Below are 14,742 nucleotides of genomic sequence, written 5' to 3'. Positions count from 1 at the left end.
CGTTCGTCGACGAATGGAGATCGAGGACGGCGTCATCCGATTCCATTTTTTCCGAGAAAAGGGGTGTCGCAGCCTCCACCGAATTCGGTATGAACAACCTGCTCGAAGTCGGCCGGGTAGACAACGAAGATCCCGCCTGGCTCAAGCACTGGCACCCAAAATAAGCCAATCAGGCTACCGCTGACGCGGATGCGTCTCAAGTCGGTGACTCGATAGATCGTGGATCACCACGTGCTGTGGTTGATTACGCCACGCATTCAAGTTCAGGCGAACTTATGCGATACGGGAGGCCTCCTGCACAAAAATGTTGCGCATCCAAATGCTCGCCGGATCAGCGTTGTGAAGAGCAGGCCACTGGACGGATTCGGTGAACGCAAAGTCCGGCAAAGGAGCTTGGATCGTTCGCAAGGGCATCGTGTTCTTGAAATGCTTGAACATCCTCGATGGCATTGTCGCTATGCGATCAGTTCCCAATATCAGGGGTGGGATCAGGCTAAAGCCCGGCACAGCGACTTCGACGCGAATCTTGAGATCATGCTCGAGCAAAAGCCATTCAGCGAACGAAGGTCTGATCGTCGGCCCAAACCTGGCCGTAACCTGTCCAATCGATAAGTATCGCTCCAATGTAAGCGGCTTAGCTAGCTGCTTGTTCTTGGGACAGCCGACGTACACGAATCTTTCGTCAAACAGCGGCATTTTGGGATGCGTGTGCGACATGAACAATTCCGGACAAACCAAGAAGTCAATCTCACTCCGCCGGAGAAGTTGATCGGGGTCCTCTTCGGGTGGCAGCAATTCGAAGGAGACGGCGGGCGCTTCCTGCGCGACGCGGTCCACGACCTTTCGAAGAAACACGGTCATCATGAAATCTGACAGGATGATCCTGAAGCGACGATTCGACTGCGCCGGCTTGAATCCGTCGGGGGAGATAATGGAGAGTTGGATGTGCGACAGAGCCTCCCGAACTGGGGCAGCAAGCGCTTCGGCTCGCGGCGTGGGCACAAGCTTGCGGCCCATCATCGTAAAGAGCTCATCGTGGAAATAAGTGCGCAACCGGGCCACGGCCGCGCTCATGGCCGGTTGACTCAGGTTGATTCGCCGCGCCGCCGCGGTGAGGTTCGGCTCCGTCATGAGAGCGTCGAACGCGACGAGAAGATTTAGATCAAGGCCGTTGAAACGCATGGTGCGAATTTATCCATCGTGTGGATGTGCTTCATCTAAACAATCGATTTTACCTGCTCACGGGAGTGCGGCAAAATTTTAGATGGAGTGTTAGAGTTAAGACATAGCAGTTCGATGACGAACTGCTGCATACAAAGGGTTGGAAAGGCTATACCAAGGTTTGCCGTGCGCGACCCGGCGAACGCCTGCCGCTTCTATATCAGCTACTTGCTTCCGTAGAATCGTGGGGCCCTCCGACTTCGCTTTGGGTTTGGCTCGAAACGCGAGCGGGCGACTGCAGCTATCAACTGTAGCTGCAAACCGGCGAAGGAATCGCGAACCATTCCAGAGTGGAGAATCGTGTTTGAAATCCACATGCAATGGCCGGCGGTTGCAAGGCATGTGAAAAACCGAAAGCCCTGTCTCATCGCGACCGCCGCAGACAGAGCGGTCACGCGCGGCCACTGCAAACCACATAAACGTCGGACAACTCGGCATGCTATGTGCTCTCCTTCGTCGGTTCAGCCGGTTACGTCCTCGGGGCGAGCGCCCACGAGCTTCTCATAGAGCGCTGGATCAGTCGCGCCCTCGGTATTGATCAGGAAGACACAGGCATTTGAGTCGAGCCCGATCTCCGAACGCAACGCTGGATCACCCGCCACCTTTGCCAATCCAGCGAGACCTACTGCGCCACATTCGCCGGCGACGATCGCCGGATCCCCGTCGACGGGATAGGCAAGCGCCTTCATCATCGTAACCGCCTCGTCGTCCTCGATGGTCATAAAGGCATCGGCAACGCGCGAGAGAATGCGCCAGGCAACAAGTGATGGCTCGTAGCATTCAAGCATCGCCATGACGGTTGGTCTGTCGTGCGGCACCTTCACGATCTGGCCGGCCTTGGCGCTCTCGAGAAGGCAGGCGGCTCGATCCGGCTCCACCACAGTGAAGAAGGGTCTGTCCTTTCCGAATACAAGCGCAAAATGAGCGGCAGTCGCCGCAGCGATGCCGCCGACACCGGCCTGGACAAACACGTGGGTTGGAGGCTTTGGCAGCGCACCAAGAGCCTCACGAAGCAATGCTGTATAGCCTTGCATAACGAGGTGAGGGATCCGTTCGTAACCTGGCCAAGATGTGTCGGAGACCACAATCCAGCCCCGTTCGCTGGCAATTTTAGATGCCAACGCAACGGAATCATCGTAGTTGCCCTGAACACGTTCGATACGAGCACCATACCGCGCGATCGCTTGGCAGCGCTCATCACTCACTCCAGCATGAACAAAGACAACGCAGTTTGCGCCCACGAGTTGAGCGCCTTGTGCAACGGATCGGCCGTGGTTGCCGTCCGTGGCGCACGTCAAGGTTATTCCAGCGGCGACTGTGGCGACTTCCGGTGAGCGCCACTCAGAAATGTCGACTGGACGGCCCCATCGTTGCGACGCGAGCCCAAGGACAAGCTGTATGACCGCATAGGCTCCCCCCAGTGCTTTGAAGCTGCCGAGACCCAGTCGTTGTCCTTCGTCCTTGACGTGGATGGATCCGACATCCAGACGACGGGCAAGGCCAGGAAGCGAAACCATCGGGGTAGGGGCGGTCCCCTGCCTATGCTGGAGGAAGCGCTCCACTGCCAGGCCAGCCTCGATGCCGAGAGCATCGGCATCTGAGGAATCGACCGGCAAGCGATAGTTACTGTGCGTATTGCGGACCAGCATGGCGTTGCGTTGTGTTGTGTTGACCAAATTCATCGGCATACATACGACAGGGCATTGGCGAGGCCGCAGAGTAGAGCGGTTCATTCCATTCCAGGCGCTTGATGTCAGGCTGCCTTCTCCGACCAATACCGATTACGCAACTCCTGCTTCATGAGCTTGCCCGTCTGTGAACGCGGGACTTCAGGCACAAAATCGATGCTGCGGGGCGCCTTGTAGCCGGCAACGCGATTCTTCACGAAGGCGATGATTTCTTCCGCCAAGTTCTCGCTGCCTTCCGTGCCAGGCAGCAATTGCACTATGGCTTTGACCTGTTCGCCCATATCAGGATCGGGGATTCCGATGACGGCTACGTCCGCGATAGCAGGATGAAGCACCAGAACGTTCTCAATCTCTTGAGGATAGATGTTGACCCCGCCTGAGATGATCATGAACGCCTTGCGATCGGTCAAGAAGAGGTAGCCGTTCGCATCGACGTGTCCGATGTCGCCGACAGTGGTCCAGCACGGATGCGCCGGATGTTGCGCGGCCCGCGTCTTTTCCGGCTCGTGATGGTAGACGAACGGCATCCTATCGCGTTCGAAATAAATCGTACCCGTCTGACCGGCTGGAAGTTCGCTGCCGTCCTCATCGCAGATGTGGATCTTCCCCAGCACGGCGCGACCTACGGAGCCGGGCTTCCGGAGCCACTCGTCGGGGCCGATCACGGTCATCCCGTTCATTTCGGTGGCGGAGTAGTACTCCCACAATATCGGCCCCCACCACTTCATCATCACTTGCTTGACTTCAACGGGACATGGTGCGGCAGCGTGAATCGCGATCTGCAAACTGCTCACGTCATATCGATTCCGAACTAAGTCGGGCAATTTGAGCATCCGCACGAACATGGTCGGCACCCACTGACTGTGGGTCACCTTGTAGTCTTGGATGGCAGCCAAAGCGGCTTCGGCATCGAATTTGTCCATAACGAGTGCGGTGCCACCCAGCGCCTGGACGGTCGCGCAGGTTCGTAGCGGCGCTGCATGATAGAGAGGCGCCGGGGACAGATAGATTGTCCTCTCATCAAAGCCAAAATTCGACGAAAACATCTGCACCATTATATCGCCAGGGTCGGAAACCTGTCGCTCCGGCAACGCATGTCTGACGCCTTTTGGCCTCCCGGTCGTGCCGGATGAGTACAGCATGTCTGCGCCGCGCGGTTGAGACGCCGGGATCGTGGCGCGAGCGGTTTCCAGTATCTGCTGGTACGGTTCGTAACCTGACAGATTTCCCTCAGAACAAACGCGGTGCCTTAGTTTTTCGTGGGCGTCGATTTTTGATGCCGTCTCGAATCCACCACGTCCGACGAACAACGCCGCCGCGCCGGAATTTTCGAGCATATAGTCGACTTCACTGGGGCTCAGCCGAGAATTGATCGGCAACAGATATAGGCCCGAGCGCTGAGTGGCCCAGTAGATATCGAAAATCCAAGGGCTGTTGTCAGAGAGTACGCCCACAACGTCGCCGGGCCGCAAGCCGGCGTCGAAGAGCCAATTTGCAGCCCGTCGAGACCGATCCTCCAATTCGGCGTATGTCACGATCTCACCGGTTGCCGTCATGATGAGGGCAGGGCAGTCCGGATTTGTTAGTGCGTGGGTGCCCGGATACATCAACACATCCCTGAATGTCGTCTTTCCTACAGAGAGGCGAAATTTGGATTTCGAACGGAATTGCCGCGACCGAGCACCCGAGGGCGCCCCCCTCCACTGGGGTACTGGCTGCATCGACGGGCCGGGCGAGCTCTGCAGCTCCCGGCCCTTGAACTGATGACGATTCGAGCCTAGTCAATAACTGACATTGATGTCATATTACTGGGTTCCGAGCTGGTGGTCAAGCGGCCGCGGTGCTATGGGTGGCAAATGCTGGAGACCGATTCTGCGTTGGAGCCGTTAGCCCCTGCCACCGCCAAGGGAGCGGCGATGCGTCAGCGCCTGCTGAACGCCTCGGCACGCGTATTCGCGCGCAAAGGATACGAGGCCACCCGGGTCCAGGACATCGTCAAGATCGCTCGAACGTCTTACGGCAACTTCTACCGGCACTTTCGAAATAAGGACGAGATTCTGCTCGCCGTTTTGCAGCCATTGCTCGACGAGATCTACGTCGCGAGCAAGCGAAGGTCGGGTCGCTCATTGCAGACAACCGAAGCCGAGTTCGTCGAGAATACCATCGCGTATCTCAAGATCTATGCCCGACATCGCAAGCTGTTGCGCGTCATGCGCGAGGCGGCAGCTCGCGGAGAGAAAGCAACATTCCTTTCTCTCTATGTCACCGAACGTAGCCGCTTCGTAAGGCGCACCGCGACTTGGCTGACTCGCCTTCAGGGATTGGGCGAACTAAGCCGTGAACTCGATCCTGAAATGGCTGCTGAAGTGCTCGGCGCCACGATGGAGCAGGTTGCCTATATGAAGTTTGACCTCGCGTCGGAAGATCCAAGCGACGCGGAGATTGCGCACATAGGGACACACTGCGCAAAGGTCTGGTATCGAGGCGTGTTTGGTACCGCCAAAGACGATCCCGCGGCTCCCAACTAGCATCCGTTCTGCCATTGATGCGAGCAAGCGTGTCGCAGCCAAACAGGCGCGACGCTGCTCGTTCATCAAATCTGCCCAGTGATCGCGACCAGCGTTCGAACGCTGACAATCATCAATAAAAAGCCAGGTGGACGGACTTGGCCCTGCGCTCCATGGAGCCGGCTTGACGAGGCAACCTAGCAGTAATATGACATCAATATCACTTTTGGGCGCCGGGACAGAAGCGCGGAAATTCAGCAGGGAGGAGCCGGTCATTTCGGCAGAAAATGTAATGAAGCCAGGTACTTCATTGTCCTTCCCTTTAGTGCTTAGCGCAGTCGCGCTCCCCGTCCTGGGCTCGTCTGGGCGAAAAATCGATAGGCGCGCGTCGTGATCCTGACTGAAACGCAAGCCGCTATTCGCGACGAAGTGCGCAAGTTCGCGCAGGCGCGCGTTGCGCCCTTCGCTCGCGACTACGAACAAGCCAAGGAATACCCCGCGCGGTTGTTTGAGGAGCTCGCGAGCCTTGGACTTATGGGAATGACAGCGCCCGAAGCGGCCGGAGGAGCCGGCGCCGACTACGTATCCTATGCACTCTCGCTTGTTGAAATCGCCGCGGCCGACGGTGCGCTATCTACCATTTTGAGCATTCAAAACAGTCTGGTCGTGTCAGGCTTACTCAAGGACGGCACGCCGGAGCAGCAAGCAAGATTTCTGCCCTCGCTCATCTCTGGACGAATGATTGGCGCATTCGCGCTGACCGAGGCGGAGGCAGGTTCGGATGCCTCCGCGTTGAGGACGCGCGCCGTTCGTGCAGGAGGCGGATATAAGCTAAACGGAGCGAAGCAGTTTATCTCGTCGGGCCGAACTGCCGGCCTTGCGATCGTGTTCGCCGTAACCGATCCTCCTGCAGGCAAGCGCGGGATCTCGGCTTTTCTGGTCCGCACCGACAGCCCTGGCTACAGCGTCGAGAGAATCGAACGCAAGCTGGGGCAGGCCGCATCCGACACCTGTGCCATTCGGTTCGACAACGTTTTCGTCGACGAGGCAATGCGGCTCGGTCCGGAAGGTGCCGGCTACTCCATCGCGCTCTCCAATCTTGAGGCCGGCCGCATCGGCATTGCGGCGCAATGCGTGGGAATGGCACGCGCCGCTCTCGACGCGGCGGTAAAGTACGCTGGCGAGCGAACGAGTTTCGGGTCGCCAATCATCGCGCATCAGGCCGTCGGGTTTCGTCTAGCGGATCTCGCCGCAAGACTGGAGGCCGCTCATCAGCTCGTGTTGCATGCCGCCGCGATGAAGGATGCAGCTCTTCCATGCCTCAAGGAAGCGTCTATGGCGAAGCTCGTCGCCTCCGAAACGGCCGAGGCGGTGGTTTCGGGTTCGCTGCAGACCTTCGGCGGCTACGGCTATCTGGAAGATTATTCCATCGCGAAGATCTATCGAGATGTGCGCGTCTGTCAGATCTACGAAGGCACATCGGATATCCAGCGAATGGTCATTGCGCGCGACCTCGCGAGGGCCGCGGCAGCGCGCGACTAACAACGAAGTGCACTGAGGAGCCTCCGTGTCAGATCCAGCCGTCATCGCAAGCTACGCAAGTACGCTCATTGGCGGCGGCGAAGCGATGGCTAGGCCATCGAAATTTGAACCTCGAGAAAACGGAAAAGGTGCATGCAGATAAAGGGAACAGCCGCAATCGTCACGGGCGGCGCTTCCGGTCTCGGAGGCGCCACGGCCGAGCGACTCGCGGCCGCGGGCGCCAACGTGACCATCTTGGATCTTAACGCCGCGTTGGGGGAGGCTCACGCTAAGACGATCGGCGGGCACTTCATCAAGGTCGACGTCACCGACGAGGACGGCCTCGAACAGGCGCTCGAGTCAGCAGAGCGCATGCACGGTAAGGGGCGCATCCTGGTCAACTGCGCCGGCCTCGGCCCGCCCGGTAAGGCGATCGGTCGAGACGGCAGGGCGCTTCCGCTGCGCGATTTCGCCAGGACCATCAACATCAATCTGATTGGCAGCTTCAACATGCTGTCGAAGTTTGCCGCCCGCCTTCATACGGCCGAGCCGGACGGTGAGGAACGGGGCATCATCATCAACACTGCCAGCGTTGCTGCGTTCGATGGCCAGATCGGCCAAGCCGCCTATTCAGCATCGAAGGGCGGAATTGTCGGCATGACGCTGCCTCTTGCGCGTGAGTTCGCGCGCTATGGCATTCGGGTGATGACGATTGCGCCAGGCATCTTTCTCACACCACTGCTGATGTCGCTTCCTGAAGAGGCGCAGACGTCGCTGGGCAAGCAGGTGCCCTTTCCGAGCCGGCTCGGTCATCCGTCCGAATTCGCTCAGATGGTCGAGTCCATCGTCACCAATCCAATGCTCAACGGCGAAACCATCCGCCTCGATGGCGCAATCCGAATGGCACCCAAATGAGCGGGGTTGGCGTGGAGCGTACTCAACAGATTGCCGATCGCGTTGAGCGCTTCGTACGGGATGTCGTGGTCCCGTTCGAGCGCGATCCTCGCCGTGATCATCATGACTGTCCCAAGGACGAATTGGTCATCGAGTTGCGAGAACTGGCGCGGGATGCGGGCGTATTGACGCCACACATCCTAGCCGATGGGTCGCATCTCTCGCAGGCGGAAACCGCAATCGTCCTGGCCAAGACAGGCCTATCGCCACTTGGCCCCCTCGCATGCAATACGGCGGCTCCCGACGAAGGCAATATGTACCTCCTGGGTAAAATTGGCTCGCCGGAGATCAAGGAGCGCTTTCTAAAACCGCTCATTGAGGGTCGCGCGCGGTCCGCCTTTTTCATGACCGAACCGGCCGAAGAGGGGGGAGCAGGGTCCGACCCATCGATGATGACCACGACCTGCCGTCCGGATGGCAACCAGTGGGTTGTGAACGGGCGCAAGGCGTTCATCACAGGTGCTCGCGGAGCCAAGGTCGGCATCGTGATGGCAAAGGCCGAGGAGGGCGCCTGCATGTTCCTGGTCGATTTGCCTGATCCAGCAATCACGATCGATCATGTGCCCAACACGATCGACAGTTCCATGCCGGGCGGTCATGCGGTCATAACCATCCGCAATTTGCGCATTCCGGCCGATCAAATGCTCGGGCTGCCGGGTGAGGGATTCAAATACGCGCAGATCCGCCTTTCGCCGGCCAGGTTGTCGCATTGCATGCGCTGGCTAGGCGCTTGCATCCGCGCCAACGAGATCGCGACCAGCTATGCCAACCGCCGGCAGGCGTTCGGCAAGACGCTCATCGACCACGAGGGAGTTGGCTTCATGCTTGCCGACAACCTGATCGACCTCAAACAAGCCGAGTTGATGATCTCCTGGTGTGCGAGCGTCTTGGACACGGGGTCGCTAGGAACAAACGAGAGCTCGATGGCGAAGGTCGCCGTAAGTGAGACGCTCATGCGGGTCGCGGATCGCTGCGTCCAGGTCATGGGCGGGACAGGTGTCACCAACGAAACCATCGTCGAACAGGTATTCCGCGAGGTCCGTGCATTTCGCATCTACGACGGTCCGACCGAGGTGCACAAATGGTCGCTGGCGAAGAAGATCAAGCGCGACTGGCAGAAGGCCAACCCGTGAGCGCCCTCGACGAAATTGCGAATTCTGGACTGACGGAGCCCGCCGAGGGGTACCGTCTGGACGAGTACGCCTTGTCACGATGGATGACGGCCAACGTTGAGGGGTTTCGAGGACCTCTCAACATCTCCAAATTCAAGGGTGGTCAGTCCAACCCGACCTACCGTCTTCAATCGGCAGACGGCCTGTATGTACTCCGGCGGAAACCGCCGGGCCCATTGGTATCCGGTGCGCACGCGGTTGACCGCGAGGCACGTGTGCAGCGCGCGTTGTCGCAAGTCGGGTTTCCCGTGGCGCGGATTTACGGCTACTGCGCCGACAAGTCGGTCATCGGAAGCGAATTCTATGTGATGCAGCTGGTCGAAGGGCGAATCTTCTGGGACGCCACCTTCCCGGAAGTCAACCGGGAAGAGCGCCCGTCCTATTTTTACGCCATGTGCGACGTCATCGCGCAACTGCATTCCATTGATCCGTCTTCGATCGGTTTGGGCGACTACGGAAAGCCGGGGAGCTACTTCGCGCGGCAGATCAGTCGCTGGTCACGTCAGTATCAGGAAGATCCTGAGGCCGGGCGCGACGCCAACATGGACCGCCTCGTCACGGAGCTCCCGGAACGAGTTCCCGAAGATGACGAGGTCGCCATCGTCCATGGCGACTTTCGTTGCGACAATCTCATCTTTCATCCCCGCGAGCCTCGGGTCATCGCTGTACTCGATTGGGAGCTTTCGACCCTCGGTCATCCGCTTGCGGACTTCGCCTACCACGCGATGATGTATCGCATGCCTCCCCACATCGTTGCCGGCCTTGCGGGAGCCGATCTGGCCGCGCTCAACATCCCGGGAGAGGCGGAGTACATCGACAGGTATTGCCGAGCGACCGGTCGCCAGGAGATTCCGGACTGGCACTTCTACATTGCCTTCAACTTCTTTCGGCTTGCGGCGATCATGCACGGCATAGCCGGCCGTGCGCTGCGGGGCACAGCCTCATCGACGCAGGCTATCGAGCGCGGCAAGACCTTTCCGGAGCTGGCGGCGCTGGCTGTTCGGACACTGGGGGAACTGTCATGAGCGGTCCAGTCGAATTCTCCTGCGCCGAAAAAATCGCGACGCTGACCTTGTCGCGCCCAGACCACCGCAACACGATTGACATTGATATGGCTCTCGCCCTCTTGCAGGCGGCCGAGCGCTGCGATGAGGACGACGACATTCGATGCGTCATACTGACCGGTCGCGGCAAGCTCTTTTGCGGAGGGGGTGACGTCGGTGCTTTCGCGGCAGCCGGCGCCGACGTATCGGCCTTCTTGCAAGATCTGGCGGGAACGCTTCACGCCGCGATCCTGCGTCTCATGCGCATGCGCAAGCCGCTGATCACGCTCGTGAACGGGCCCGCGGCCGGAGCCGGTATGAGCCTCGCAATGATCGGCGACTTCGCGTTGGCGGCCCGGTCAGCGCACTTTAGCGCTGCCTATACCACTTTGGGTCTGAGCCCGGACGGCGGAATGAGCTGGCTGCTGCCGAGGATGGTTGGCCTCAGGCGAGCTCAGGAGATCATCCTGTCAAATCGACGCGTATTGAGCGACGAGGCAGAGCGTATTGGCATCGTGACGCGGATCGTCGATGGCGAGCAGCTGCTCGCCGCGGGCGCCGAACTCGCAGAGAAGCTCGCAGGCGAGCCGGTGCCAGCACTCGGTGCCGCTCGGCGTCTCCTGTTCGAAAGCTTCGATAGCACGCTGGCGACGCAACTTGAGCGGGAGATGCGGAGCATTGCCGCGCTGGGCGGCTCGGAAGAATCACGTCGTCGTGTAGCGGCGTTCGTCGCTCGTCGAAATTCAAACGGATGAAAGGAATAGCGCCATGGCCGAGGCTTATATCGTCGAAGCGGTGCGGACGGCGGGTGGCAGGCGGAACGGCAAGCTGGCTGGCTGGCACCCCGCCAACATGGCTGCGGAAACACTCAACGCGATCGTCGATCGCTCTGGAATTGATGCGGCCGCTGTTGACGACGTGATCCTGGGTTGCGTGACGCAGGCCGGGGAGCAGGCGTTTGCCTTCGGACGGAATGCAGTGCTTGCCTCCAAGCTCCCGGAGTCCGTTCCGGCCGTGACCATCGATCGGCAATGTGGCAGCTCGCAGCAGGCGGTGCAGTTCGCCGCACAAGCGGTGATGTCAGGCACGCAGGATGTCGTAATAGCCGCCGGCGCGGAAAGCATGACGCGCGTGCCGATGTTCTCGAACATCTCGTTGCACCAGAAGGAGGGCCTCGGGACGGGTCCAATCAGCGACCGCATTCAAAAGCGGTTCGGTGTGGGGTCCTTCAGCCAGTTTGAGGGTGCCGAGATGATCGCAAAAAAATATGGGTTTGATCGGCTGACCTTGGACCGGTTCGCCCTCGAAAGTCACCGGCGCGCCGCAGACGCAACGAAATCCGGAGCCTTTAAGAACGAGATCGTGCCCCTGAAAATCGAAGGGGACGAGCACACCGTGGATGAAGGAATTCGGTTCGACGCCTCGCTTGAGTCGATCGGGTCGGTGAGGCTTCTCAAGGATGGGGGCGTCGTCAGCGCCGCCAATGCAAGCCAAATCTGCGACGGCGCCTCCGCGGCGATGGTCGTCAGCGAAAAGGCTCTGAAGGACCACAATCTGAAACCGATCGCCCGCATCGTTGGTCTCTCGGTGACCGCTGGCGATCCCGTCATCATGCTTGAGGAGCCGATCAACGCGACCCGCCGAGCTCTTGCGAAGGCCGGGCTGAACATCCGCGATATTGACCTCTACGAAGTCAACGAAGCCTTCGCGCCGGTGCCCCTCGCATGGCTTCAGGCACTTGAGGCCGACCCCACAAAACTGAATGTCAACGGCGGCGCGATTGCACTCGGTCATCCCCTCGGAGCCTCGGGTACCAAGCTCCTGTCAACCCTGGTCCATGCTCTCAGGGCTCGAGGCAAGCGATATGGCCTTCAGACGATGTGTGAGGGCGGAGGCATCGCCAACGTGACCATCATTGAAGCGTTGGGATGACCTTCCAGACACGGTGGCAGGTCGCGATCAAGAGCCAAGAGTAGAACGTCAAAGCAAAATAGAAGTGAAACCCCACAGGGAGAGATTACATGTTTGCAAGGATTTTAGGGGCGACTGCCCTGGCGACAGCGGCAATCGCGCTGGCCTCGGGTACGGCACTAGCCCAGAAGAAATACGATACGGGTGCGTCCGACACAGAGATCAAAGTCGGCAATCTCATGCCTTACAGTGGTCCGGGATCCGCCTACGGCGTCATCGGCCAAGTGCAGGCCGCATACTTCAAGATGATCAACGATAAGGGGGACATCAACGGACGCAAGATCAACTTCATCAGCTATGACGACGCGTACTCGCCTCCCAAGGCTGTCGAGCAGACGCGTAAGCTGGTGGAGGGCGATGAAGTGCTGCTCATGTTTGATCCGCTCGGCACGGCGAACAACACAGCCATCCAGAAATACCTGAATTCAAAAAAGATCCCGCAGCTCTTCGTCGCCTCCGGCGCTACCAAATTCAACGACCCCAAGAGCTTCCCCTGGACCACGGGTTGGCAACCGTCCTACCAGAGCGAGGCGCACGCTTATGCTAAGTATATCTTGAAGGAAAAGCCGAATGCCAAAGTCGCGGTCTTCTTCCAAAATGACGATCTTGGAAAGGATTACCTGAAGGGCCTCAAGGACAGGCTCGGTGCGAAGATCGTCGCCGAGGAAAGCTACGAAACTTCGGAGCCGACGATCGACAGTCACATCGTCAAGCTCAAGGCGACGGGCGCCGACACGCTGGTCAACATCAGCTCTCCCAAATTTGCGGCTCAGGCAATCAGAAAGATCGCTGAAGTCGACTGGAAGCCGCTACATATCCTCAGCAACGTTTCGGCGTCGGTCGGCAGCGTGATCAAGCCTGCCGGCTTCGAAAACGCGCAAGGCATCATTTCTGCCACCTACTTGAAGGATCCGGCGGATCCGCAGTGGGACAATGATCCCGGAATGAAGGAGTTTCAGAGCTTTCTCAGCAAATACTATCCAGAAGGCAACAAACGCGACATATTGCTGATCACCGGCTACGCACTTGCGGAGACGCTGGCGCAAACCTTGAAGCAATGCGGTGACGATCTCACGCGCGAAAACGTCATGAAGCAGGCTGCGAACCTGAAGGATTGGCGCACCGAGGCACTGTTGCCGGGGATCTACGTGAACACCTCGCCGACTGACTTTGCTCCGATCAGCCAACTTCAGCTGATGCGCTTTAGCGGCGAAAAGTGGAAGCTGTTCGGAGGCGTGATCAACGGGGATGCGGCGGACTAGATCGGTCGCAGAGAACCGCGGCGCATGCCTTCGACCCAGCAATTGAACTTTGACTGTGTCGAAAGGCATGTGTGGCGGGCTGCAATCGCCAGTGTTCGGACAAGAAGAGCTCCGGACGGCCTGCCAGCGGGCCATCCGATCGCACATCGCCGGAACTGTTTCGAATTCAAGCGGCAGCGAGCGCAATTGTTGCGTTCGTAGAAACGATGAGTAAGGCGAATGATCAACTATCGACCCTCCTGGCTTGAGTCCGACCTCGAGATGTATCGAGACACGGTGTCCCGCTTCATCGACAAGGAAATGGCGCCGCTGGACGAAGAGGCGCGAAAACGAGGCAATGTCGGGCACGAACTCTGGCTGAAAGCCGGGGCGCTGGGGCTTTTGTGTTCGGACATTCCGACCGAATATGGCGGCGGCGGAGGTGATTTTCGGAACGAAGCGGTTTTTTACGACGCTATGGCACGCCGCGGCTTGACGGGAATGAATCCGTCTGTCCACACGATTGTGGCCCACTATCTGCTGAATCACGGGACGGAGGAGCAGAAGCGGGAATATTTGCCGCGCTTGGCGCGTGGAGAGTTGGTTGGAGCCATCGCGATGACCGAGCCGGGGGCGGGCTCGGATCTTCAATCTATTCGTACCCGTGCGGAAAAGCGCGCCGATAGCTATGTGATCAACGGTTCCAAGACCTTCATCTCCAACGGCCTTCTTGCAGGTTTAGTGCTCGTGGTCGTGAAAACGAATCCGGCCGAGCGCGCGAGCGGAATGTCGATCATTTTGGTCGAGACCGCGAAAGCTCCCGGCTTTAGGGTCGGCCGCGTGCTCGATAAGATCGGCCTGAAGGCGCAGGATACCTGCGAGCTGTTCTTCGACGAGGTCGTGGTGCCGGCCACAAATCTGCTTGGTGGAGTGGAAGGGCGTGGTTTCTATCAATTGATGTCGGACCTGCCTTATGAGCGCACCATTATCGGCGTGATGGCGGTTGCGGCAATGGAGGGCGCTCTTAAGGCCACGCTTGCTTTCGTCCGGGAACGCTGGGCTTTCGGGATGCCGATCGCTGAATTCCAGAACACCAAATACAGGCTGGCCGAGCTGGCGACGATCACAAAGGTCACGCGCAGCTTCGTCGACCAGTGCGTCGAAGCATTGGTTTCTGGCACGCTCGATGCAGCCACGGCGTCGATGGCTAAACTCTGGGCGTCAGAGCAGCAGGGCAAGGTCATCGACGAGTGCTTGCAGCTGCATGGTGGCTCCGGCTTCATGAACGAGTATCTCATTGCACGCATGTACGCCGACGCACGCGTGCAGCGCATTTACGGCGGGACCAGCGAGATGATGAAGGAAGTAATCTCGAGAGCGCTCTAGAGTTTCAGAACGATCTGAAGTCTGTCCGTGACTCGACG

General features: G+C 59.0%; 12 protein-coding genes. 9 read left to right on the top strand and 3 right to left on the bottom strand.

The window, feature by feature from the left end; all coding sequences use genetic code 11:
• Positions 1-273: 273 nt before the first annotated feature.
• The 3 genes from ACFDR6_RS30030 to ACFDR6_RS30020 all read right to left on the bottom strand — a co-directional run bounded on the left by ACFDR6_RS30030 (position 274) and on the right by ACFDR6_RS30020 (position 4,516).
• Positions 274-1,182, bottom strand: a complete 909-nt coding sequence (locus ACFDR6_RS30030; protein WP_375860515.1) for a LysR family transcriptional regulator — start codon at positions 1,180-1,182, stop codon at positions 274-276.
• A gap of 500 nt (positions 1,183-1,682) precedes the next feature.
• The gene (locus tag ACFDR6_RS30025; RefSeq protein ID WP_375860645.1) at positions 1,683-2,870 is read right to left on the bottom strand and encodes a diaminopropionate ammonia-lyase; all 1,188 of its coding nucleotides are present in this window, start codon (positions 2,868-2,870) and stop codon (positions 1,683-1,685) included.
• A gap of 104 nt (positions 2,871-2,974) precedes the next feature.
• Positions 2,975-4,516 carry an acyl-CoA synthetase gene (locus tag ACFDR6_RS30020; protein ID WP_375860514.1) on the bottom strand — a complete coding sequence of 514 codons (1,542 nt, stop codon included), beginning with the start codon at positions 4,514-4,516 and terminating at the stop codon, positions 2,975-2,977.
• A 249-nt stretch (positions 4,517-4,765) separates the two neighbouring features.
• On the opposite strand from ACFDR6_RS30020, the gene ACFDR6_RS30015 reads away from it, so the two are divergent.
• From ACFDR6_RS30015 to ACFDR6_RS29975, 9 genes are all read left to right on the top strand, one after another.
• Complete coding sequence (locus tag ACFDR6_RS30015) at positions 4,766-5,437, top strand: TetR/AcrR family transcriptional regulator (RefSeq protein ID WP_375860513.1); 672 nt, start codon at positions 4,766-4,768, stop codon at positions 5,435-5,437.
• Positions 5,438-5,806: 369 nt separating this feature from the next.
• A complete protein-coding gene (locus ACFDR6_RS30010) occupies positions 5,807-6,958 on the top strand; it encodes an acyl-CoA dehydrogenase family protein (RefSeq protein ID WP_375860512.1) in 1,152 nt (383 codons plus the stop codon).
• A gap of 132 nt (positions 6,959-7,090) precedes the next feature.
• Positions 7,091-7,852 carry a 3-hydroxyacyl-CoA dehydrogenase gene (locus ACFDR6_RS30005; protein WP_027544439.1) on the top strand — a complete coding sequence of 254 codons (762 nt, stop codon included), beginning with the start codon at positions 7,091-7,093 and terminating at the stop codon, positions 7,850-7,852.
• The gene (locus tag ACFDR6_RS30000) at positions 7,849-9,024 is read left to right on the top strand and encodes an acyl-CoA dehydrogenase family protein (RefSeq protein ID WP_375860511.1); all 1,176 of its coding nucleotides are present in this window, start codon (positions 7,849-7,851) and stop codon (positions 9,022-9,024) included. The genes ACFDR6_RS30005 and ACFDR6_RS30000 overlap by 4 nt, the downstream gene beginning before the upstream one ends.
• Before the next feature lie 83 nt (positions 9,025-9,107).
• Positions 9,108-10,088 (top strand): phosphotransferase family protein, encoded by a 981-nt coding sequence (locus ACFDR6_RS29995; RefSeq protein ID WP_375860644.1) that lies wholly within the window; start codon positions 9,108-9,110, stop codon positions 10,086-10,088.
• Positions 10,085-10,861: an enoyl-CoA hydratase/isomerase family protein gene (locus tag ACFDR6_RS29990; RefSeq protein ID WP_375860510.1), complete on the top strand. Its 777-nt coding sequence runs from the start codon at positions 10,085-10,087 to the stop codon at positions 10,859-10,861. The genes ACFDR6_RS29995 and ACFDR6_RS29990 overlap by 4 nt, the downstream gene beginning before the upstream one ends.
• Before the next feature lie 13 nt (positions 10,862-10,874).
• A complete protein-coding gene (locus ACFDR6_RS29985) occupies positions 10,875-12,038 on the top strand; it encodes an acetyl-CoA C-acetyltransferase (protein ID WP_375860509.1) in 1,164 nt (387 codons plus the stop codon).
• A gap of 89 nt (positions 12,039-12,127) precedes the next feature.
• Positions 12,128-13,339, top strand: a complete 1,212-nt coding sequence (locus tag ACFDR6_RS29980) for an ABC transporter substrate-binding protein (protein ID WP_375860508.1) — start codon at positions 12,128-12,130, stop codon at positions 13,337-13,339.
• Between the two features lie 219 nt (positions 13,340-13,558).
• Complete coding sequence (locus tag ACFDR6_RS29975) at positions 13,559-14,704, top strand: acyl-CoA dehydrogenase family protein (protein WP_375860507.1); 1,146 nt, start codon at positions 13,559-13,561, stop codon at positions 14,702-14,704.
• The last annotated feature ends 38 nt before the right edge of the window (positions 14,705-14,742 follow it).

The organism is Bradyrhizobium tunisiense, assembly GCF_042263385.1.
GTDB lineage: Bacteria > Pseudomonadota > Alphaproteobacteria > Rhizobiales > Xanthobacteraceae > Bradyrhizobium > Bradyrhizobium tunisiense.
Note: the sequence above shows the minus strand (reverse complement) of the source record. Positions and strands in the feature narration are given on the sequence as shown.